At 71.8% G+C, this 18,455-nt stretch carries 18 protein-coding genes and 2 pseudogenes; 7 read left to right on the top strand and 13 right to left on the bottom strand.

Annotated features, from left to right (window positions below; all coding sequences use genetic code 11):
- Positions 1-4 precede the first annotated feature (4 nt).
- Positions 5-1,114 carry a uroporphyrinogen decarboxylase gene (hemE, locus tag ABZK10_RS05950; protein WP_436408491.1) on the bottom strand — a complete coding sequence of 370 codons (1,110 nt, stop codon included), beginning with the start codon at positions 1,112-1,114 and terminating at the stop codon, positions 5-7.
- A 150-nt stretch (positions 1,115-1,264) separates the two neighbouring features.
- On the opposite strand from hemE, the gene ABZK10_RS05945 reads away from it, so the two are divergent.
- From ABZK10_RS05945 to ABZK10_RS05935, 3 genes are all read left to right on the top strand, one after another.
- A complete protein-coding gene (locus ABZK10_RS05945; protein WP_353808256.1) occupies positions 1,265-1,960 on the top strand; it encodes a hypothetical protein in 696 nt (231 codons plus the stop codon).
- A gap of 71 nt (positions 1,961-2,031) precedes the next feature.
- Complete coding sequence (locus tag ABZK10_RS05940; RefSeq protein ID WP_353808255.1) at positions 2,032-3,402, top strand: glutamyl-tRNA reductase; 1,371 nt, start codon at positions 2,032-2,034, stop codon at positions 3,400-3,402.
- An 8-nt stretch (positions 3,403-3,410) separates the two neighbouring features.
- A complete protein-coding gene (locus tag ABZK10_RS05935; RefSeq protein ID WP_353808254.1) occupies positions 3,411-4,487 on the top strand; it encodes a hypothetical protein in 1,077 nt (358 codons plus the stop codon).
- On the opposite strand, the gene ABZK10_RS05930 is transcribed toward ABZK10_RS05935, so the two are convergent.
- Positions 4,488-4,838, bottom strand: coding sequence for a hypothetical protein (locus ABZK10_RS05930; protein WP_353808253.1), 351 nt, complete (start codon positions 4,836-4,838; stop codon positions 4,488-4,490).
- Positions 4,839-5,078: 240 nt separating this feature from the next.
- Entirely contained in the window at positions 5,079-5,810 is a 732-nt protein-coding gene (locus tag ABZK10_RS05925; RefSeq protein WP_353808252.1) for an SDR family NAD(P)-dependent oxidoreductase, read from the bottom strand.
- Between the two features lie 152 nt (positions 5,811-5,962).
- On the opposite strand from ABZK10_RS05925, the gene ABZK10_RS05920 reads away from it, so the two are divergent.
- Complete coding sequence (locus ABZK10_RS05920; protein WP_353808251.1) at positions 5,963-6,682, top strand: sulfite exporter TauE/SafE family protein; 720 nt, start codon at positions 5,963-5,965, stop codon at positions 6,680-6,682.
- Here ABZK10_RS05920 and ABZK10_RS05915 read toward each other — a convergent pair.
- Positions 6,679-7,179, bottom strand: a complete 501-nt coding sequence (locus tag ABZK10_RS05915) for a MarR family winged helix-turn-helix transcriptional regulator (RefSeq protein ID WP_353808250.1) — start codon at positions 7,177-7,179, stop codon at positions 6,679-6,681. The two genes, ABZK10_RS05920 and ABZK10_RS05915, sit on opposite strands and share 4 nt — an antisense overlap.
- Before the next feature lie 25 nt (positions 7,180-7,204).
- Entirely contained in the window at positions 7,205-10,141 is a 2,937-nt protein-coding gene (locus ABZK10_RS05910; protein ID WP_353808249.1) for a glycosyl hydrolase, read from the bottom strand.
- Between the two features lie 190 nt (positions 10,142-10,331).
- Between ABZK10_RS05910 and ABZK10_RS05905 the strand changes: the two genes are divergently transcribed.
- Positions 10,332-10,964: a GNAT family N-acetyltransferase gene (locus ABZK10_RS05905; RefSeq protein ID WP_353808248.1), complete on the top strand. Its 633-nt coding sequence runs from the start codon at positions 10,332-10,334 to the stop codon at positions 10,962-10,964.
- Here the strand turns inward: ABZK10_RS05905 and ABZK10_RS05900 are convergent.
- Positions 10,957-11,712: a hypothetical protein gene (locus ABZK10_RS05900; protein WP_353808247.1), complete on the bottom strand. Its 756-nt coding sequence runs from the start codon at positions 11,710-11,712 to the stop codon at positions 10,957-10,959. The genes ABZK10_RS05905 and ABZK10_RS05900 overlap by 8 nt on opposite strands.
- A 108-nt stretch (positions 11,713-11,820) precedes the next feature.
- Between ABZK10_RS05900 and ABZK10_RS05895 the strand changes: the two genes are divergently transcribed.
- Entirely contained in the window at positions 11,821-12,735 is a 915-nt protein-coding gene (locus ABZK10_RS05895; protein WP_353808246.1) for a hypothetical protein, read from the top strand.
- A gap of 3 nt (positions 12,736-12,738) precedes the next feature.
- Here the strand turns inward: ABZK10_RS05895 and ABZK10_RS05890 are convergent, their stop codons facing one another.
- On the bottom strand, positions 12,739-13,611 hold the full coding sequence (locus tag ABZK10_RS05890) for an AlbA family DNA-binding domain-containing protein (RefSeq protein ID WP_353808245.1): 873 nt from the start codon (positions 13,609-13,611) through the stop codon (positions 12,739-12,741).
- A 184-nt stretch (positions 13,612-13,795) separates the two neighbouring features.
- On the opposite strand from ABZK10_RS05890, the pseudogene ABZK10_RS05885 reads away from it, so the two are divergent.
- Positions 13,796-14,185, top strand: a pseudogene (locus ABZK10_RS05885) (DUF8612 domain-containing protein); the annotation flags it as partial.
- A gap of 239 nt (positions 14,186-14,424) precedes the next feature.
- On the opposite strand, the gene ABZK10_RS05880 reads toward ABZK10_RS05885, so the two are convergent.
- The 6 genes and pseudogenes from ABZK10_RS05880 to ABZK10_RS05855 all read right to left on the bottom strand — a co-directional run bounded on the left by ABZK10_RS05880 (position 14,425) and on the right by ABZK10_RS05855 (position 18,357).
- On the bottom strand, positions 14,425-15,570 hold the full coding sequence (locus ABZK10_RS05880) for a carbohydrate-binding domain-containing protein (RefSeq protein WP_353808244.1): 1,146 nt from the start codon (positions 15,568-15,570) through the stop codon (positions 14,425-14,427).
- A 173-nt stretch (positions 15,571-15,743) separates the two neighbouring features.
- Entirely contained in the window at positions 15,744-16,079 is a 336-nt protein-coding gene (locus ABZK10_RS05875) for a HepT-like ribonuclease domain-containing protein (RefSeq protein ID WP_353808243.1), read from the bottom strand.
- Positions 16,076-16,399, bottom strand: a complete 324-nt coding sequence (locus ABZK10_RS05870; protein WP_353808242.1) for a nucleotidyltransferase family protein — start codon at positions 16,397-16,399, stop codon at positions 16,076-16,078. Before ABZK10_RS05870 ends, ABZK10_RS05875 begins: the two co-directional genes overlap by 4 nt.
- 59 nt (positions 16,400-16,458) lie before the next feature.
- Positions 16,459-16,581 (bottom strand): annotated as a pseudogene (locus ABZK10_RS05865) (His/Gly/Thr/Pro-type tRNA ligase C-terminal domain-containing protein); the annotation flags it as partial.
- 46 nt (positions 16,582-16,627) lie between these two features.
- Complete coding sequence (locus ABZK10_RS05860) at positions 16,628-17,428, bottom strand: hypothetical protein (protein WP_353808241.1); 801 nt, start codon at positions 17,426-17,428, stop codon at positions 16,628-16,630.
- Positions 17,425-18,357 (bottom strand): ABC transporter ATP-binding protein, encoded by a 933-nt coding sequence (locus ABZK10_RS05855; RefSeq protein WP_353808240.1) that lies wholly within the window; start codon positions 18,355-18,357, stop codon positions 17,425-17,427. The genes ABZK10_RS05860 and ABZK10_RS05855 overlap by 4 nt, the downstream gene beginning before the upstream one ends.
- Between the last annotated feature and the right edge of the window lie 98 nt (positions 18,358-18,455).

Below are 18,455 nucleotides of genomic sequence, written 5' to 3'. Positions count from 1 at the left end.
CGGCTCAGGCCTCCCAGTCGTGCACGAGCCCGACGATGCGGGTGAGCGCGTCGGGGTCGGCCGAGGGCGGCACGCCGTGGCCGAGGTTGAAGACGTGGCCGGGGGCGCTGCGGCCGCGCTCGAGCACGTCGGTCACCGCGCGCTCGAGCACCGGGGCGGGGGCGGCGAGCAGGGCGGGGTCGAGGTTGCCCTGCAGCGGCACGCCGTCGCCCACGCGCCCGGCGGCGACGTCGAGCGGCACCCGGTAGTCGACGCCCACGGTGTCGGCCCCGACCTCGCGCATGGCGCGCAGCAGCTCGCCGGTGCCGACGCCGAAGTGCACGACCGGCACGCGGGCCTGGCCGCCGTCGAGGGGGTAGGCGAGGTCGTGCACGAACTCGAGCGCCCGCGCGGACGCCGGTGCCACGTGCGTCTCGTAGTCGGCGAGCGAGAGCGCGCCGGCCCAGGAGTCGAAGAGCTGGGCGGCGGATGCCCCCGCGAGCACCTGCGTGCGCAGGAACCGGCCGGTCACGTCGGCCGACCAGGCCATGAGGTCGGCCCAGGCGCCCGGGTCGGCGTGCATGAGGGTTCGCGCGGCGAGGTGGTCCTTCGACGGACCGCCCTCGGCGAGGTAGGCGGCGAGGGTGAACGGGGCACCGGCGAAGCCGATGAGCGGGGTGTCGCCGAGCTCCTCCACCGTGCGGCGCACGGCCTCGGTGATCGGGCCGGCGGCGGCGTCGAGCGAGGCCGGGTCGATCGCGGTGAGCTCCGCGACCGCGGCGGCGTCGCCGTAGGCGCGGCCGAAGACGGGGCCGCGGCCGGGCTCGATCTCCACGTCGACGCCGACCAGGCGCAGCGGCACCACGATGTCGCTGAAGAAGATGCCCGCGTCGACGCCGTGGCGGCGCACCGGCTGCAGCGTGATCTCACTCGCCAGCGCCGGGTCGAGGCACGCGTCGAGCATGCGCGTGCCGACCCGCAGGGCGCGGTACTCGGGCAGCGACCGGCCCGCCTGCCGCATGAACCAGACGGGGGTCGCGTCGGGACGCTCCCCGCGGTAGGCGCGGATCAGCCGGGATCGGCTGGTGCGGGCGGCGGTGAGCGGGTGCCGGTCGGGGAGGATCACGCGGACCATTCTCGCCCACGGCGGCTGGGTGCCCGCAGGGTGGCGGCGTCTCGAACTGTGGAGGACGGGTGCGAACCGGAGCGACCTCGCGTATCCTGTGGCGCGGCGGACCGGGGGAACGCCGTGACCGACCACGCACCCCCGGAGGCGAATCGACGCATGGCACCACCATCGACCGCGACCCGGATCGTCAAGTGGCTCCTGGTCTTCGCCGCACTCGTCGCGGTCGCCGCCGCGGTCGTGGGCGACGGCACCATCGCCCGCATCATTCCGCGCCTGCCCGAGGTGGCGTTCGACGAGCGCGTCGTCCTCGCGATCCTCATCGCCGCCGGCCTGCTCATCGCGACCGTCCTGGCCACGCGGCTCGCGTCGATGCTGCGCAGCGCCCGCCGCGTGCGCGCCCTCCAGCGCGCGACCGACGGCGTCGTCGCCCCCGCACTGCGCAACCCCCTCCTCGTCCAGGGCCTGCGCACGCTCTTCGGCACCGGGCTCGGCCGCATCGGCTCGCGCATCGCGGTGCTCGCCGACCTCGAGGGCATCAGCATCTGGGGCGGCGGCGGGCGCCCCCGCCTCATCGCGAGCGCCCCGTGGGGCGAGGTGCGCACCATCCGGGCGGACTCGATGGTCGTCGGCGACCACGAGGTGTCCGTCATGGTGCTCCGCATCCGACGCGACGGCGCCAGCGCCGAGCTGCCGATCGCCCTCGGCACCGGTCGGGCCGCCGCGTTCGCGCTCGGCGGTGGCGACTTCTACGCCGCGCTGCGCGGCATCAAGTCGTGGCACCGGGCCGAGATCGCCGCGACGACGGGCTCCATCCCGATCATCCGGCCCGAGACCCTCGCCGCCACCAACTGACGCAGGCGGCCGCATCCGTCATCAGCAGTCACCCTGACGGACGTTCAGGTGCCCTCCAGTACAATCGTCGGGTGCTCATCTGCCTGTCCGCGAGTCACAAGAACGCCGACTTCGATCTCCTGGAGAAGCTGTCGGTGGCTCCCGGCGACCTCGGAGCACGCATCGTCGGCAGCCACGAGTCGTTCAGCGGCTCGGTGATCGTCGCGACCTGCAACCGGTTCGAGGCCTACCTCGACCTCGACGAGCCCTACGGCGCCTCCCCCGTGCCCGCCATCCAGGCGGCCCTGCGCGCGGTGGGCGGCGCGACCGACGTCGACGCCCGTGAACTGCGCTCCACGGTCGAGCTGGTGCACGGCAACGCCGTCGCGGAGCACCTCTTCGCCGTGGCATCCGGACTCGAGTCGGTCGTCGTCGGCGAGGGCGAGATCGCCGGCCAGGTGAAGCGCTCGCTCGAGGAGGCCAGGCAGGGCGGCACCACCACGCCCGAGATCGAGCGGCTCTTCCAGCGGGCCTCGCGCGTCTCCCGCACCGTCAAGAACCAGACGGGCGTCGGCTCGGCCGGCCGCTCGCTCGTGCGCCTCGCCCTCGACCTGGCCGAGAGTCGCATCACCGACTGGGCCGCGACCCGCATCCTGCTCGTCGGCACCGGCCAGTACGCGGGCGCGTCGCTCGCGGCCGTGCGCGACCGGGGGGCAGCCGACGTGCGCGTGTTCTCCCCGTCGGGCCGCGCCACCCGCTTCGCGCGCAACCACGGCATCGCCGCCGTCGCCCGCGCCGACCTCGCCGCCGAGGCCGCCGCCGCCGACGTCGTGATCACCTGCACCACGGTCGACCACCACGTGATCGACGCGGCGCTGCTCGCCGCGGGGCGAGCGGATGCCCCCGAGCCGGCGCCCACCCGCGCGCACCTGGCCGCCGTGCCCGCCGACGACGCGCACGCGCCGTCCGCCCGCCAGCTGCTCATCGACCTCGGCCTGCCGCGCAACATCGACCCCGACGTGGTGTCGGTCGACGGCGTGGAGCTGCTCGACCTCGAGACGATCCGCATCCACGCCCCGATCGAGGAGCTCACCGCCACCGACGCGGCGCGCACGCTCGTGAGCCGGGCCGCGCGCGAGTTCTCGGCGCACGGCGAGGAGCTCGACCTGGCACCCGCCGTCGTCGCCCTGCGCTCCCACGTGTTCGACGTGCTCGACGACGAGATCGAGCGGGCGCGCGCCCGCGGCGACGAGGACGGCCGCACCGAGCAGGCCCTGCGCCACATGGCCGGCGTGCTGCTGCACACCCCGATGGTGCGCTCGCGTGCCTACGCCCGCGCCGGCGACCAGCGCGCGTGGATCGAGGGGCTCGAGGCGCTGTTCGGCATCGTGCCCGAGGCCGCCGCCGCACCGGCCGCCGACGCCGGATCGGCCGCCACCGACGCGGACACCGCGACCGCCTGAGGCAGACGATGACCGCCCCGGTGTCCGAGACGTTCGAGCGGATCATCGGGTCGCGGGGCCGCCGGCTCGAGTCGCTCGCGCTGACCGCGGGCATCCTGTCGTTCTGGGTCGTGGGCGCCGTGGCGATCCCGGTGTTCGGCCTGGGCGACGCGCCCATCTCGGGGCCCGGGTCGATCGGCGAGTACGCGGCGATCTCCTGCGGCGTCGTGGCGATGCTCGCCTTCGCGGCCGGGCGGCTCATCGTCGCGGCACGCACCGACGGGCTGCGGATGCGCGTCCTCGACGCGCTCGACATCGTCGCGGTCGCCATCGCGCACGGCGCGATCGCGCTGCTCACCTGGACGCTCGCCTCGGTGCTGCTGAGCGACGCCTTCATCGGGGCCCCGGTGTTCGCCGTGCCGCTGCTGGTCATCGCCGGGGCCGCGGGGGCGCTGACGGGCTACGTCGCGTTCTCGTCCGCGGTGATCATGGACCTGAACCTGCTCGCCATCGTGCTCGCCGTCTTCCTCGTCGAGGGGATGCTCGCGAGCATGCTCACCGCATCCGACCCCTACTGGTGGCAGGAGCACCTGAGCGCGCTCGGCATGACCGACAGCGTCTCGGCACGCGCCTTCAACCTCACGCTCATCGTCGCGGGCTTCCTCGTCACGACCCTGGTGCGTCGCGTGACGCTCGACCTCCCCTCGCAGCTGCCCCACGGCCGGCGCAACGTGCGCACCTGCCTCGTGCTCGTCGGCGTGCTGCTCGCGTGCGTCGGCATCATCCCCGTCGACGTGAGCTTCTGGCTGCACACCGCCGCCGCATCCGGCATGGCGGTGAGCTTCTTCGTGCTCGTGGTCGCGCTGCGTCGGTGGGTGCCCGGGCTCTCGCGCACGTTCCTCGTCATCGGCTGGACCTTCATGGCGGTCATCGTGCTGCTCGCCGTGTACTACGGGCTCGGCCTGTACACCCTGACCGCGGTCGAGCTGGTCGCCGGCATCCTCGTGTTCACCTGGATCATCCTCTTCATCCGCAGCGTCGAGACGCTCGGACACGACGATGCCGGGGCGAGCCGTGCGCGCACCCCGGCATCGACCGGCGACTGATCAGCGGAAGAAGGCGTTGGCCTTGCTCGTGTAGAGCAGGATGATGCCGATCGCGGGGAACAGGATGCTCCAGACCGCGGTCCAGAAGCCGCCGTCGATGGCGAACACAACGTACAACGACGCCGCGATGTTCAGCACGAACACGATCGTGACGACGATGCGGGCGCCGTTGCTGCCGCGGAAGAGGCCGAGGCTCACGAAGATCGTGATGAGGCCGATGAGGATGCCCACGATGCCGTAGGTGAGGTCGCCCGCGATGAGGGCGAAGACCGCGGGGATGATCTGGAAGAGCCCCGTGATCCACGCGATGATCGCGACGAGGGTGACGCCGAACGGACGAGCTGCGGACATGCCGTGCCTCCTGGGAGTGTGCGCCATCGCCCCGCCGCTGGGGTGCGGGATCCCGGCGTGTGCCGCCAGCTTGGCGGAGCGGAGGCCCCGGCGGCAACGCGACATGCCGGGCGGGCGTCGCCCGTGCCCAGTCGCTGCGCAGCCGGGCGGGCCGGGTCTCGCTCGACCTCGGGATGGACGGCATCAACCCCGACCTGTTCGACGCAGTGATCGATCGCGTCGTCGGCCGGCGGGCCGGGGTCAACCGCGGCGGTGCACGACCTGCGCCGACGTCTGGTCGCGGGCCAGCATGAGCATCGTGTCGATGTTCACGTGCGCGGGGCGGGATGCCACCCAGGCGATCGCCTCGGCGATGTCCTCGCCGCGCATCGGGGTCATGCCCTCGTAGACCTTCGCGGCCTGCTCCTCGTCGCCCCCGAAGCGCACCGTGGCGAACTCGGTCTGCACGAGGCCGGGGTCGATCTCGGTGACGCGCACGGGCTGGCCGAGCAGCTCGATGCGGAGCACCCGGGTCAGCGCCGCGACCGCGTGCTTGGCGGCGTTGTAGCCGCCCCCGCCGCGGTACGGCTCGCGCGCGGCGACGGAGCCGATGTTGATCACGATGCCGTCGCCCGAGGCGATGAGCGCGGGCAGCAGCGCGCGGGTCATGCGCAGCGTGCCCATCACGTTGCTGTCGAACATGGCCTGCCACTCGGCGTCGTCGGACTCGGCGATCGAGGCGGCGCCGAGCGCGCCGCCGGCGTTGTTCACGAGGAGGTCGCAGCGCGAGACCTCGGCGCAGAAGGCGTCGACGGATGCCTGGTCGGTGACGTCCAGCGGCAGCGCGCGCGCGCCGATCTCGTCGGCGAGCGCCTGCAGGCGGTCGACGCGCCGGGCGCCGATGACGACGTCCCACCCCTGCTCGGCGAGCTGGCGGGCGGTCGCCGCGCCGATTCCGCTCGACGCTCCGGTGACGACAGCGGTGCGTGCCATGTGGTTCTCCTCCTCCGGGCGCTGCGTTCGACGTCCCGGGGTACCATCGTCGCCCCACCGGCGGCTCCCGGGAAATCGGTGGCCGCGATGCAGGCGAGAATTGGGGCCATGACCAGTGCATCCGCGCGCCTTCCGGGCGCTCGCCGCCCCGCGTGAGCGTCGTCGTCGTCGCCGGTCTCGTCGTGGCCGTCGCGACCGTCGTGCAGCGGCTCACCGGGATGGGGTTCGGGATCGTCGCCGTGCCCCTGCTCGCGCTCGTCGCCCCCGACGTCGGCATCCTGGCGATCCTGCTGGTCACGGTGCTGGTGATGGCCGCGGTGACCTGGATCGAGCGCGATGCCCTCGATCGCCCGGCGCTGCTCGTCGCGTCGGCGGCGTCCCTTCCCGGCATCGCCGTCGGCACCTGGCTCGCCGCCCACCTGCCGTTGCGCGCCACGCACCTGGCGATCGGCGCGATCGTCGTCGCCGGATCGATCATCGCGCTGGCCGGATGGCGTGCGCCCGCCGGGCGCGCCTCGCTCGTCGCCGGCGCACTGGCGGCGGGCGTCCTCACCCCCGTCGCCGCCCTGCCGGGCCCGCCGATCGCGCTCGCCTACCGACCCGACGACGTGCGGCGCATGCGCACGACCCTGTCGGCGTTCTTCGCGTTCGGCGCGGTGGTCTCGGTGGGCGCGCTGCTGGTCGCGGGGGCGACGGATGCCCCGGGCGAGCTGCTGCGCGCGGCGGCGCTTGCCCCGGCGGTCGCCGTCGGCCTCGTCGTCGCGATCCCGCTCGTGCGCCGGATGCCCGCCCCGACGGTCCGCGTCGCGACGCTCGTGCTCTCGCTCGCGTCGGGCGCGGCGCTGTTCCTCCGGGCCGCCTGGGCGACCTAGGCCCCCCAGCCCTCGACCCAGCGGCGGGTGAGCGCACGGAACGCGTCGACGTCGGCCGCGGGCCAGCCGGCGAGGGTCTCGGCGATGGTGCGTTCCTGCACCGCCACGACACGTGCGGCCAGGGCCCGCCCCGCGGGCGTGAGGGCGATGATGACCCCTCGGGCGTCGGCCGGGTCGGCGACCCGCTCGACCAGGCCCACCCCGGCCAGGCGGGCGACGATCTTGGTGACGTTCGCGCGTCCGGTCTCGAGGCCCTCGGCGAGGTCGGTCGGACGCATCGCCCCGTGCAGCGAGAGCTGGTTCAGCGCGAGGAACGTCGGGATGTCGTCGACCGGGAAGCCCACCTCGGCCATGATCGCGCGCCGCAGCCGACTGCTGTTCGCCTGCCGGATCATCCGCTCCAGGATGCCGAGCAGGTCGTCGGGGTCGGTCGGCGCGACGGGCGAGCGGTCGACGGCGTCGATCGAGGCCAGCTGCGTGGCATGCGGCCGTGGCATCCGTCGTCCTCTCGTCCCGGGCAGGTTATCCGACCGCGACGATGCACACCGGCCCGACGATGCCGTAGGGCCGCACCTCGGTGGAGTGCGTCCCCTCGCGACCGGCGATGAGCAGGGCGATGTCGGGCAGGGCGTCGTAGTACCCGCGCGCGATGAGCCGGTTGTTGAGCGAGCTCGCGGTGCGCACGACGATCTCGTTCGCGCCGGCGACCACGGCGTCGGTCACGTCGACGGTCGGATGCGACGTGTCGAACCCGACCGGCGCCGCGCCGTTCACCGACACCGATCCCAGCCCGCCGTTGGTGGAACCGAGCTCGAGCACGAACCGCTCGCCGTCGGCGGGCAGGCGGTCGAGTGCGATCGACGTGCGGTACTCCCCCACGCCGGACACCTCGGGCCCGACGCCGGGCAGCTCGGACCAGGGCGCCAGCCGGGTGGCCGGCGACTCGAGGCGGGTGACCTCCGTCTCGGGACGCACCTCGCGGGTCACGTAGCCGAGGCCGCGGTCCTCCTCGATGACGGTCGTCCCGCCCGCATCCCAGCTCTCGACCGCGATCGAGAACTCCCCGGCATCCGCCAGCACCTCGCGCCCGGCCACGGCCGTCTCGGTCGCGGGCTCGGAACGGTCGAGGCTCAGCAACGCGATCTCACCGGGGGCCAGGCGCAGCGTCACGACGGTGCGGTCGCCCTCGACGCGCACGCCGCGGTGGTCGTGCGCCGATCCGGTCCAGACGTCGATGCGGTGCATCCGCCCCGTGCCGGGCAGCGCGATCTCGACGGTGGTCTCCTCGCCGGTCTCGTAGCGGAAGTGGTAGGCGTAGACGTGCAGCAGGTCGCCGTCCTCTCGGAGGTACCCGAGCACGTCGCGGTTCTCCGCCGTGAACTCCGCGCGACCGGCGACGCCGAGGCCGCGCAGTGCGGCCACCGTCTGCGCCGGGTCGTCGACCTCGGCGACGGTCGGCAGGGTGCGCAGCTCCGCGAGCGTGGCGGCGAGCTCGTCGTCGCGCCCGTCGCGCCCGGGCGTGCGGGCGGCGGCGCGCTCGTGGTGCGTGTACTCGCCCGTGGCGAGCAGCTTGAGGTCGCTCGCGCCGTTCACGAGGAGGACGCGCAGCCCCTGCCGCGCCCAGTCGCGCAGCAGCGCCGCGACGTCGGCGTCGAGCGCCTGCTGGTAGACGATCAGCGCCTGGTAGCCGGGCCCGTCGGGCTGCACGAGCCCGCCGGCGAACTCGACGTCGTCGTGCCGGAGCAGCGACCCGTCGAGGAACTCGTAGCTCCACCCGGCATCCTGCATGCCGAGGTCGCGCCACCAGTGGTTCTGCCGGTCGCGCATCCACATGCGGCCGTACGCGACCTCGTCGGGGATGCGCTCGCCGTCGGGCGTGGTGAAGATCATGCCCGACGTGTTGTCGACGAAGTGGTCGGTGCGCAGGATGCCGACGTCGATCCGCGGACGGCCCTGGCGCAGCAGGTACTGCACCCGGCCGAGGCGAGCGTTCCAGAGCGGGTAGAACTCGGATGCCGGCTGGCGCAGGTCGAACCGCTCGGAGAACATCGACCACATGCCCTCGTGGCCCGGCCACTCGGTCGCGCCCTCCGCGCCGGCGACGCTCGCCCAGCCGTGCAGCACGGTCTTCGTGACGCCCGCGGCGAGCTGGGTCGCGATGATCTGGTCATAGAAGCGGTGGTCGAGCATGTGGTTGCGCGTGGTCGCGCCCGTCTCCGACGAGTACTGCTTGCCGAAGAGATGGGCCGGGCCGGCGAGCAGGCGGTAGGCGTCGATCTGCGAGCCGAACTCGAGCGACTCGGTCTCGATGCCGTCGACCTCGGGGCCGGGCCGGGTGAGTTCGAACGGCAGGCCGTAGCTGATCTCGGAGCGCAGCAGGATGCCGTTGTCGTGCAGGAACTCGGCGAACGGGTGCAGCATGTGCTCGATGTAGAGGTCGGTGAGGGTCTCGACGTAGTCGTGCCGCACCTTCTCGACCTCGATGCGGTGGGCGTCGTCGGCCTCGTAGGTGTACGTCGTCGACGAGGCCATGAGCTCCGACTGGCGCACGAGCACCGGCAGCCACGGGGTGATCTCGTACCCGCGGCGGGCGGCGAACTCGGCGGCCACGTTCGGCCCCCAGAACATGCCGCCGGCGCCCCAGACGTTCAGCTCGAGGGAGTCCATGTACATCTGGGCGCGCGGGTTGCGGGCGATCTGCTCGCGCAGCTCCGGCGTGAGCACCACGTCGCGCCAGTAGTCGATGACCGCGTCGACGCCTGCGCGCTCGAGGTAGTTCACCGTGTAGTTGACGGTGGCGGAAGGGGATGCCGTCTGGCCGGTGCCGTGCGCCCGGAACGTGAAGAGCCGCCAGCCGTCGTCCGTCGGCGGCGTCCAGTCGAGCGCCTCGTCGACGACCTGCGCGGTCAGGTCCTGCACGCGGTCGATGTCGAGCGCGTCGCCGTCGCCTGCGCTCGGCACGGCGACCACCGCGACGACGGGCTGCAGGGTCGGGGCGACCCGGGCGCCCGGCAGGATGTGCCCGCCGCGCTCCTCGTGGAGGTCGATACGCGGGAGCGCGCCGGTGCGGCCGCCCGCGCCGACGGTCTCGACCACGTAGTTCAGCTCCTGCGCGGCTGCGGGGTGGTCGGGGTCGATCGTCGGCAGGTTCGCATTCGACCAGTTGGTGCCCGACGTGAAGCTGAACGACATGCCGCGCGCCGTCGTCTCCTCGACGACGACCTGCGAGTCGTGCACCCACTCCTCCGCGCCCCAGCCGTACCGCGAGTGGTCGATGGCCCGCTCGTCCATGGCGAGGAACTCCATGCCGCCGAAGCCCAAGCGGTGCGCCGCATCGATCTCACGGCGGATCGTCTCGTCGGTGTGCAGCCCCTCGGCGAGCCACCAGCGCTGCTCGGGCCGGTACTCGATGGGCGGATGCGCGAGCGGCTCGCGGTGGGCGTCGAACGCGGCGGACATGGTTCTCCTTCGAACGTGGTCGCATCGGCCGGTCGGGTGCCGGCATCTCGACGCAAGTATTATCCGGAGTGAAATAGATCGCAACCCTCCGCACGCCGAACCTGCTCCGGCGCTGTTTCGGGTGGTGGGCCATGACCCGACCAACGGGACGCAGAGTTCGGGTTCTGCCGTGCTGAGCTAGTCTCGCGCCATGGCCGACGCCCCCGCGATGCGACTGCCCTACCCCGCTGAGCGCATGGAGGAGCAGCCGATCCTGACCGAGCGCCTGCGCCTGCGCCCGATCACGCTCGACGACAGCGACGACGTGTGGGACTACCAGCGCCGCGAGGAGGTGCGCACGTACATCCCCTGGCCTCGGCGCACGCGCGAGGAGGGGCACGAGCACACGGCGTGGCGCTCGGGCATGCGACTGCTGGCCGCCGACGGCGACGCGATACTGCTCGTCGGCGAACTGCTCGGCGAGCCGTCGCTCGCGCAGGGCGGCGATCGGGTCGTCGCCGAGGTCATGGTCCGGGTGACGTCCGTCGCGAACGCACAGGTCGAGCTCGGTTGGCTGGTGCACCCGTCGTTCCAGCGACGCGGGCTCGCCGCCGAAGGCACGGCCGCCGCCCTGCGGCTCTGCTTCGAGGAGCTGGGTGCGCACCGCGTGCACGCCGTGCTCGATCCCCGAAACCTCGCGTCGGCCGCGATATGCCGTCGCCTGGGGATGCGCCACGAGGGCACCGAGCGCGAGCGCGAGTACCACGACGGCGCGTGGGACGACCTCGCCACGTTCGGCATCCTCCGGAGGGAGTGGTCCGCGACGGACCGCCCCCTCAGGTGAGGCCGTGCGCCACGGTCGGCCCCTCCTGCAGGGCCGCGGTCGCCCGCACCGCCGCGCCGGGTTCGGCGAGCCGTCGGCACACGTCGGCGGCATCGCCCGCGAAGTCCGCCTCGCTCGTGGCGGCCGACAGGTGGGCCAGGATCGCCGATTGGGTGCCCAGCCCGACCGGCGCGCTGCGCAGCCGGTCGCCGATGAGCCCGTGGCGCGACACGTAGACCGAGTAGGGCGGTCGCTCGCCCGACTCCAGCACGAGCGGATGCCGCTGCGCATCGAGCTCCCGCCGCGCGTAGTTCCGCTCGGTCGCGTCCACGACGGCGAGCTGCTCCTCGTCGAACCACGAGGCCACGACGCGCGTGACCGCGGTCGCTCTCGCGAACGGCGCGGCCGGGATGTAGCCGCGCGGCGCGACGTGGGCGGAGTGCCCGACGGCGACGCCGTGCAACGTGCCGGTCGCGAACGGCGTCGCCCACCCGCATCCGCCCGACGCGTACTTGCGCGCGATCACCGCGGGCGAGGCGTTCGACCCGATGGCGACCACGAGCGTTCGGTCGGCGATCGGGGCCGCTCCCTCGCGCTCGAGGAACTCGTCGACGGTCAGGGCATCGGCCACCCTCGCCGCGCCCATGCCGCATCCCCGCTCGGGGCGAACGGGCCACTCCCGCGCTGCGGTGAGCACGCACGCGCGGGCGTCCACGGCCCAGGGGTAGTGCTCGGCGAGGTCGAGATCGGCCCCGGGGAGGTCCGCCATGGATGGAATCCTCCGATCGGCGCCTGCCGCAACCGCCACCACCATCGTAGGCACGGCGGCTGTGGACTCGGGAGAACCATGCAGACGTATGAAGTTTAGACTGGCTCCATGGCATCCGGCATCTCCCCCTCCGAACTGCGACGCTTCATCGCGCACAGCGAGGGAACCATCTCGCCCAAGGCGGTCTCCGGCCTCTACGGCCGCGCCGAGATGCTGGCACGCCTGCCGCAGTCGCTGCAGCGCTGGGTCGTCGCGCGCGCCGGCAGCAGCGCCGACGAGTACATGGGCTTCATCGTCGAGCCGTACGCGTTCTTCCTCGCCTACGAGATCACCGACACGGATGCCGCGGAGCGCATGCTGCCCGACGGCTACCGGCTCGTGCCGACGGCGATGTTCGCCGACGAAGCCCCGCGCTCCTGCGCGATCCTCGGGGCGTTCAACGTGCGGGCGTCGGTGTTCCAGGGCGCGCGCGTCGAGCTGTACGTGATCGCCGAGAGCATCCGTACCGGCATGCTCACCTGGGTCATCTGCGACGTCGAGTCGAACACGATCAACTACGACCCGGGCGAGGGGTTCCAGGCGGCGTCGACCGAGCGCGCGATCGTCACCACCGCGCACACCGGCGACGTGATCGTCGATGTGCAGAGCGCCGAGCGGGCCAACACGCTCACCGCCACGGCGTCGGTGCCGGCCGGCACGATGCATCCGCTCGACCAGCGGCTGTGGGTGGAGGGCAACCTCTCGGTCGACTACGGCGGGCGGCTCGCCCACGACGGGTCGGAACCGTTCGGGCTCGTCTTCGACCCGGCCGAGATGGCGCAGGCGCTGCGCATCCCGCTCGACGCGGTCGCGGTGGAGGCGAACACCTTCGGGGCGGGCTGGCGAGCGGATGCCCCGTTCGAGGCCGCCTGCTTCCCCTACGCGCAGCACTTCCTGACGACGAACTACCCGAGATCGACCCCGATCCGCGACGAGGCCGCGGTCTCCGCGGCGGTGCGGGCGCAGGTCGCCGGGACCGTGTAGCCGCTACCGGTCCTCGGAGAACCGCACCGCCGCGCGGAACTGCGCGGCGACGTTCGATCCGACGCCCATGGGCCAGCGCTGCATGACGTAGTTCGCCGCCTCGTCGACGGCGAGCTTCCGCGTGGAGTTGCCCGCGCGCACCCAGAGCTCGGGGTCGGCCGACTTCCCCGCACGGAGGTAGACCGGGCGGGGCGACGCGGTCGTCTCGAGGCGGCAGACGGTGGCCCGGCCGTCATCGGTCGCCACCTCCGCGAAGTCCACCCGCACGAGTGAGGCGGCGTTGGTACCGAGCGACGTCGTCATGAGGTCGCGCAGCCAGAGCTCGTAGCGGTCGAGGTCGGGAGTGCGCAACGTCGCGAGGTCGGCGTCCAGCCCGAGCGCATTGCCGGCGTCGTCGACGCCGATGAGCAGCGCCCCGCCGTCGCCGTTCAGGAAGGCGGCCACCGTCTTCGCGATGACCTGCTCCATCCGGTCGTCCTTCTTCCCCGTGTGCAGGTTGATGCGCGCGGTGGACTTGAACTCGACCCCGTCGGACTCGCCGTCGCGCATGAGCTGTGCGATGTCGGCCCGGGTGGGGCGCTGCAGGTGCGCGGCGACCGCGCCGTACACGCCGATGAACAGCACGGCCATGCCGAGCGTGGTGACCAGCACGAGCGGGCTGCCCAGGTTCGGATCGGAGCCGATCAGCTGTGTGAGGAGCAGACCCACGACGATGCCGGACAACGACAGCAGGATCGCCGTCGACGCCCGCAGCTTCGCCCGGCGCCGGAGGATGAGTCGTGCGATCCCGGAGAACAGGAGCGCAACGAGCACCGCGGCGAGGATGACCACCGCCACCGCCCACGGCGGTGCGGTGACGAGGACGTTGTCGGACACCCGTCGACCCTAACCGCTCCGGCGAGCGCGCGACCCGTGCGACTGCATGCATCCCGGAGAGCCGAACCGGCGTCAGGTGGATCGCGCAACGATCGAGCCTGCAGATCGACGACTCACGCGCACACCATCTGACGACTGAATCTTTTACAATCTGACGACTAGATCTCTTACAAACTGACGACTCATGAGTCGTCTGCTGCGACGCATCGCCAGCGGCGGCTGGCCCGGCTTCGTCGGCCTCGATGAGCACGAGACCGTCGAGAGCATCCAGGACTACGCGGACACCGTCGCGAACGTCGACGTGGACTCAGCGGGGAAGGTGCGCGACCCCGCACGGGTGCACAGGCTCATGGTCGCCCTCGCGCGCAACGTCGCCACCGAGGTGACAATCTCGACCCTCGCGCGCGATGAGGCGACGCTGTCTCGTGATGCGGTTCGCGAGTACCTCGATGCCCTGTCCCGCATCTTCGTCATCGAGGACCAGCCCGCCTGGTCGGCACACCTGCGCTCCTCGGCCACGCTCCGACAGGAGCCCAAGCGACACTTCTGCGATCCCTCGCTCGCGCTCTCGCTCGTCGGCGGCGACGCGACCGCCCTGAGAGGCGACCTACGCTACGCGGGGCAGCTGTTCGAGTCGCTCGCGGTGCACGATCTGCGGGTGCTCTCCCAGCCGCTCGGCGGCGCGGTCTTCCACGCGCGGGACTCCACCGGTCGCGAGGTCGACGCGATCGTGCGCTGGGCGGTGCGAGCTGCCGAGCGCCGTCGACGACATGCTCGACCCGCGAGGGCACACACCACGTGCGAGGCCGACCCTCAGGGCCGACCGCCTCCGCCACCGCCCATCATCTGGTTGGTCAGGGTGGTGATCTGCTCGCCGTTGACGACGACGGTGCCTCCGGTGAGGGTGCCGGTGCCGTCGAAGTCGAACGCGGACTGCGCGGTGACGTCGATCGATCCGCCGGTGATCGTGAGGTCGCCGTTGCTGTCGAACGCGTCGGTGTCGCCCGAGCCCATCACCACGGTGATCTCGCCGCCGTTGACCGTGATGCTCAGCCCGCTCGTCACGATGGCGGATGCTGCCGCGTTGATGCCGTCGTCGGATGCGTTCACGGTGATGTCGCCGTCGTCGATCACGATCACGGGCGCTTCGATGCCCTCGACCGAGGAGATGATGTCGATCGTGCCTCCCGTGATCGTCACCTGCTGCTCGGCCTTCACCGCGTCGTCGCCCGAGGTGATCGTGATGTCGCCGTCGGAGATGACGAGCTGACCCTCGCCGGCGTCGGTGTCGTTGCTGGACTTGAGGCCGTCGCCTGCCGCGTCGATCGTGATCGTGCCGCCGGTGATGGTCAGCGAGTCCGTGCCGCGGATGCCGTCGTCGACGCTCGTGACCGTGATCGTGCCCGATTCGATCGACAGGTCGTCCTTGCCGACGATCCCGTCGGCGAACGAGGCCGTGACGTCCAGCGTCCCGGTGCCGGTGATGATCAGGTCGTCGGCAGAGTAGATGGCCCCATCGATCTCCTCGTCGCTGCGGGTGGACGAGTCGGAGACGGTGTTGGTCGTGCCATCGGCAAGCTCGATCACGGTCGTCTCGGCGTTGTCGACCTGGATGGCAGCGCCGTCCGCGCTGTCAATGGTCACGCCGTTGAGGATGATGCGCACGTCCCCGTCGGTGTCGACGACGACCTGCCCGGTCGTCGAGCCGCTGAGCACGTAGGTGCCCGCCTCGGTGATGGTGAGCCCGTCATCGGTGAGCTCGACCTCCGTCGTCGGCAGCCCGCTCCAGTCGATGTCGCCGCTGACCGTGCTCGTCTCGACGGTGGTCGTCTCGGCCGACGCGGAACTCGACGTCGTCGCGGAGGTGTCCGCAGTCGAGTCGGCGAGTGTCGTCGTGCAGCCGGTGAAGAGCAGTGCAGAGGTGAGCAGGGCTGCGGCGGTGAGGGTGAGTCGTCTCATGATGGGTCCTCGGGTCGGAGTCTCGTGGTCTGGCTCCTACTGCAGCACCCGCGCCTATCCAGTTCCTATGCGCCTCCTATGCCGCGACCTTGGCGCCGCCGCGAAGACTCGGCGCTTCGGGTCTTGCAGGGACACTCTCCCTGCGCGTCAGCGACAGGACCGCCGCCGCACCCTCACTCCAGCGGATGCTCCCGAAGCGACGCTTCCAGCGACGGGAGATACGACTCGACGACGTCGCGAACGGTGTCGACATCCACTCCGAAGTACCGGTGCACGAGGATGTTGCGGAATCCGCGAATCTGCGGCCACGCGATCTCGGGGCGGGCGTCAGTGATCTCAGCCGGAAGGTGCCCCGCTGCCTCACCGATGATCTGCAGGTTCCGTTCGATGGCATCTTCGGCCATCTGGACCAAGCTCGCGTCCCCGGCCGACAACGCGTCGACATACCGGCGGCACCGTTCGATCGAGACCAAGATGTCGTCGACCCGCTGGGCAGCCGTGCGCGTCACAACGCGACCGCGTCGACGAGCGCGGAGTCCGAGACCGGCCGCTTGAGCAGTTGTACGGGGAAGATGTCGATGTCATCGCGCCCGTAGAGCTGCCGAACCTCCTCCATGAGCCCGCTGGCACGCATGAGCAGGTTGCCGTCGGCGGGGTCCATCTCGACCAGGATGTCGATGTCGCTGCCGGCGATGGCATCCCCGCGGGCAACCGAACCGAACAGCTTGGGGTTCGTAGCAACGTACTTCGCAAGCAGTGTGTCGAGCTCACCGCGGCGCGCGTCGAGGACCTCGCGCAGTGCGAGGCTCGCCGGGCTGGTGCTGCTCATGCCCCAAGGGTACCGAGCGAGGCCGTCAAACGGTTGGGTTCACGCCCGCGCCCCCTACGCCCCCTGAGCCGCTCCGCCAGGTACCCGAACGGGCGGTCGAGCGAGACGCGCTCCTGGCCCATGGTGTCGCGGTCGCGCACGGTGACGGCGCGGTCGTCGAGCGAGTCGAAGTCGACATCGACGATCGATCCGCCGGTGATCCTGAGGTGGCCGGCGACCGCAGGCCGGTCAGGCGTCGCGGTGCTTCATCACGAAGACCGCGCCGCCGAACGCGACCGCGGCCCATGCGAGCAGCACGAGCGATCCACCGAACACGCCAAGGTCGTCCACGGTGGGGCCGAACGCGCCGGCACCGATGATCGAGTCGGCTGCGCCCGCCGGAAGGAACGAGATGGCGTGGGCGAGCCACTCCATGCCGAACGCCCCGGCGAAGGGCAGCACCACGAGCAGCGCGATCACGATCGTGACCGCGCCTCCGCCCGAACGTACGAGCGCACCGATTCCGACGGCGATGAACGCGGTCGCGAAGAGCACCACGGGTACTCCGATGATCACCTGCCAGGTGTGCGGCAGGGCCCAGTCGATGGTCGCAGCGCCGGGAAAGCGCAGGAGCACCACGGGCGTGGTGCCGATCAGCACGACGAGTGACACCGCCGCAGCGAACACGCCCTGCGCAGTCGCCTTGGCGGTGAGCCACAGCGCCCGTCGCGGAACCGCCGCGAACGTGACCCGGAACTGCCCCGAACTCCACTCCCCGGTCGTCTGCAGCGCGTTGAACACGGCGACGATCACCCAGGTGACCGCAATCTCGTCGCTGATCGCGCTGATGGTCCAGGCGCTCAGGCCATCGGCGGGAGGCTGGGCGCTGGTGGTCGCGTGCATGAAGACGGCGATGACCACGCACGTGGCGGCGACCCACCACATGCCGCGCATCGTCGAGAGCTTCAGCACTTCGGAGCGAACCGCACCGCCGAACGTGAGGCGGGCGTCGGAGAGGCCCGCACTGGGGGCGACGGCCGTGGCGGTCATGCTCGCGCACCTTCCTGCACCGTGGGATCTTCAGAGGCGTGGTACTCGACGGCGTCGGCGGTCAGGCGGAGGTATGCCTCCTCGAGCGTCGCGGCCGACGAGACCAGCTCGAACAGGTCGAGGCCGGCACCGACGGTGAGCTGCGCGATCCGCGCGGCCGGCATGCCCTCGACGATCACCGCCTCGCTCGTGCGCGTCGCCCCCGCGCCCTGTGCGGCGAGGAGCCGCATCAACTGCTCGTCGTCGCTCGACTTGACCGTGACGGCACCGGAGGCCGCGTCCGCGGTGAACTCCGCGACCGAGGTGTCGGCGAGGATCCGGCCCCGACCGATCACGACCACCCGGTCCGCGGTCATCTCGACCTCACTCATCAGGTGGCTCGACAGCAGCACCGTGCGGCCCTCCGCGGCGAACTGCTTCGCGAGGTTGCGGACCCACAGCACCCCGTCGGGATCCAGCCCGTTCACCGGCTCGTCCAGGATCAGCGTCGACGGGTCCCCCAGCATCGCCGTGGCGATGCCCAGGCGCTGCCCCATGCCGAGCGAGAACCCCTTGACCCGCCTGTGCGCGACCGCGTCCAGGCCGGTGCGGTGGATGAGCTCGTCGACCCGCGCATCCGAGATCCCATGAGTCGCGGCGAGGACGCGCAGGTGATTGCGGGCCGTCCGGCCCGGCACCACGGACTTCGCATCCAGGAGCCCACCGGCGGCCCGCATCGGCGCTGCGTGCTCCCGCAACGGCTTGCCGTCGATGAAGGCGGTGCCCGCGTCGGGCCGATCCAGCCCCATGATCATGCGCATCGTCGTCGACTTGCCCGCGCCGTTCGGGCCCAGGAAGCCGGTGACGGAACCGGCCGGCGCGGTGAAGGAGACGTCGTCCACCGCGCGCTTGTCGCCGTAGGACTTCGACAGTCCGGAGATCTCGATCATCGGCTCCCCCTCATCGCGCGTGGCATGAGCGTAGTGGATGGATGCCTCGCCCCGCCCGATTCCGCCGCGAACCGCACCCGCGCGCCGGAATCCAGCGG

Source organism: Agromyces sp. SYSU T00194 (genome assembly GCF_040496035.1).
Classification (GTDB): Bacteria; Actinomycetota; Actinomycetes; order Actinomycetales; family Microbacteriaceae; genus Agromyces; species Agromyces chitinivorans.
Note: the sequence above shows the minus strand (reverse complement) of the source record. Positions and strands in the feature narration are given on the sequence as shown.

Coding starts and splice junctions, on each gene's coding strand:
- ABZK10_RS05855 (WP_353808240.1), bottom strand. CDS start 18,357: ATGATCGAGATCTCCGGACTGTCGAAGTCCTACGGCGACAAGCGCGCG.
- ABZK10_RS05935 (WP_353808254.1), top strand. CDS start 3,411: ATGACCGCCCCGGTGTCCGAGACGTTCGAGCGGATCATCGGGTCGCGG.
- ABZK10_RS05915 (WP_353808250.1), bottom strand. CDS start 7,179: ATGCCACGGCCGCATGCCACGCAGCTGGCCTCGATCGACGCCGTCGAC.
- ABZK10_RS05860 (WP_353808241.1), bottom strand. CDS start 17,428: ATGACCGCCACGGCCGTCGCCCCCAGTGCGGGCCTCTCCGACGCCCGC.
- ABZK10_RS05895 (WP_353808246.1), top strand. CDS start 11,821: ATGGCATCCGGCATCTCCCCCTCCGAACTGCGACGCTTCATCGCGCAC.
- ABZK10_RS05870 (WP_353808242.1), bottom strand. CDS start 16,399: ATGAGCAGCACCAGCCCGGCGAGCCTCGCACTGCGCGAGGTCCTCGAC.
- hemE (WP_436408491.1), bottom strand. CDS start 1,114: ATGGTCCGCGTGATCCTCCCCGACCGGCACCCGCTCACCGCCGCCCGC.
- ABZK10_RS05910 (WP_353808249.1), bottom strand. CDS start 10,141: ATGTCCGCCGCGTTCGACGCCCACCGCGAGCCGCTCGCGCATCCGCCC.
- ABZK10_RS05880 (WP_353808244.1), bottom strand. CDS start 15,570: ATGAGACGACTCACCCTCACCGCCGCAGCCCTGCTCACCTCTGCACTG.
- ABZK10_RS05905 (WP_353808248.1), top strand. CDS start 10,332: ATGGCCGACGCCCCCGCGATGCGACTGCCCTACCCCGCTGAGCGCATG.
- ABZK10_RS05945 (WP_353808256.1), top strand. CDS start 1,265: ATGGCACCACCATCGACCGCGACCCGGATCGTCAAGTGGCTCCTGGTC.
- ABZK10_RS05930 (WP_353808253.1), bottom strand. CDS start 4,838: ATGTCCGCAGCTCGTCCGTTCGGCGTCACCCTCGTCGCGATCATCGCG.
- ABZK10_RS05925 (WP_353808252.1), bottom strand. CDS start 5,810: ATGGCACGCACCGCTGTCGTCACCGGAGCGTCGAGCGGAATCGGCGCG.
- ABZK10_RS05900 (WP_353808247.1), bottom strand. CDS start 11,712: ATGGCGGACCTCCCCGGGGCCGATCTCGACCTCGCCGAGCACTACCCC.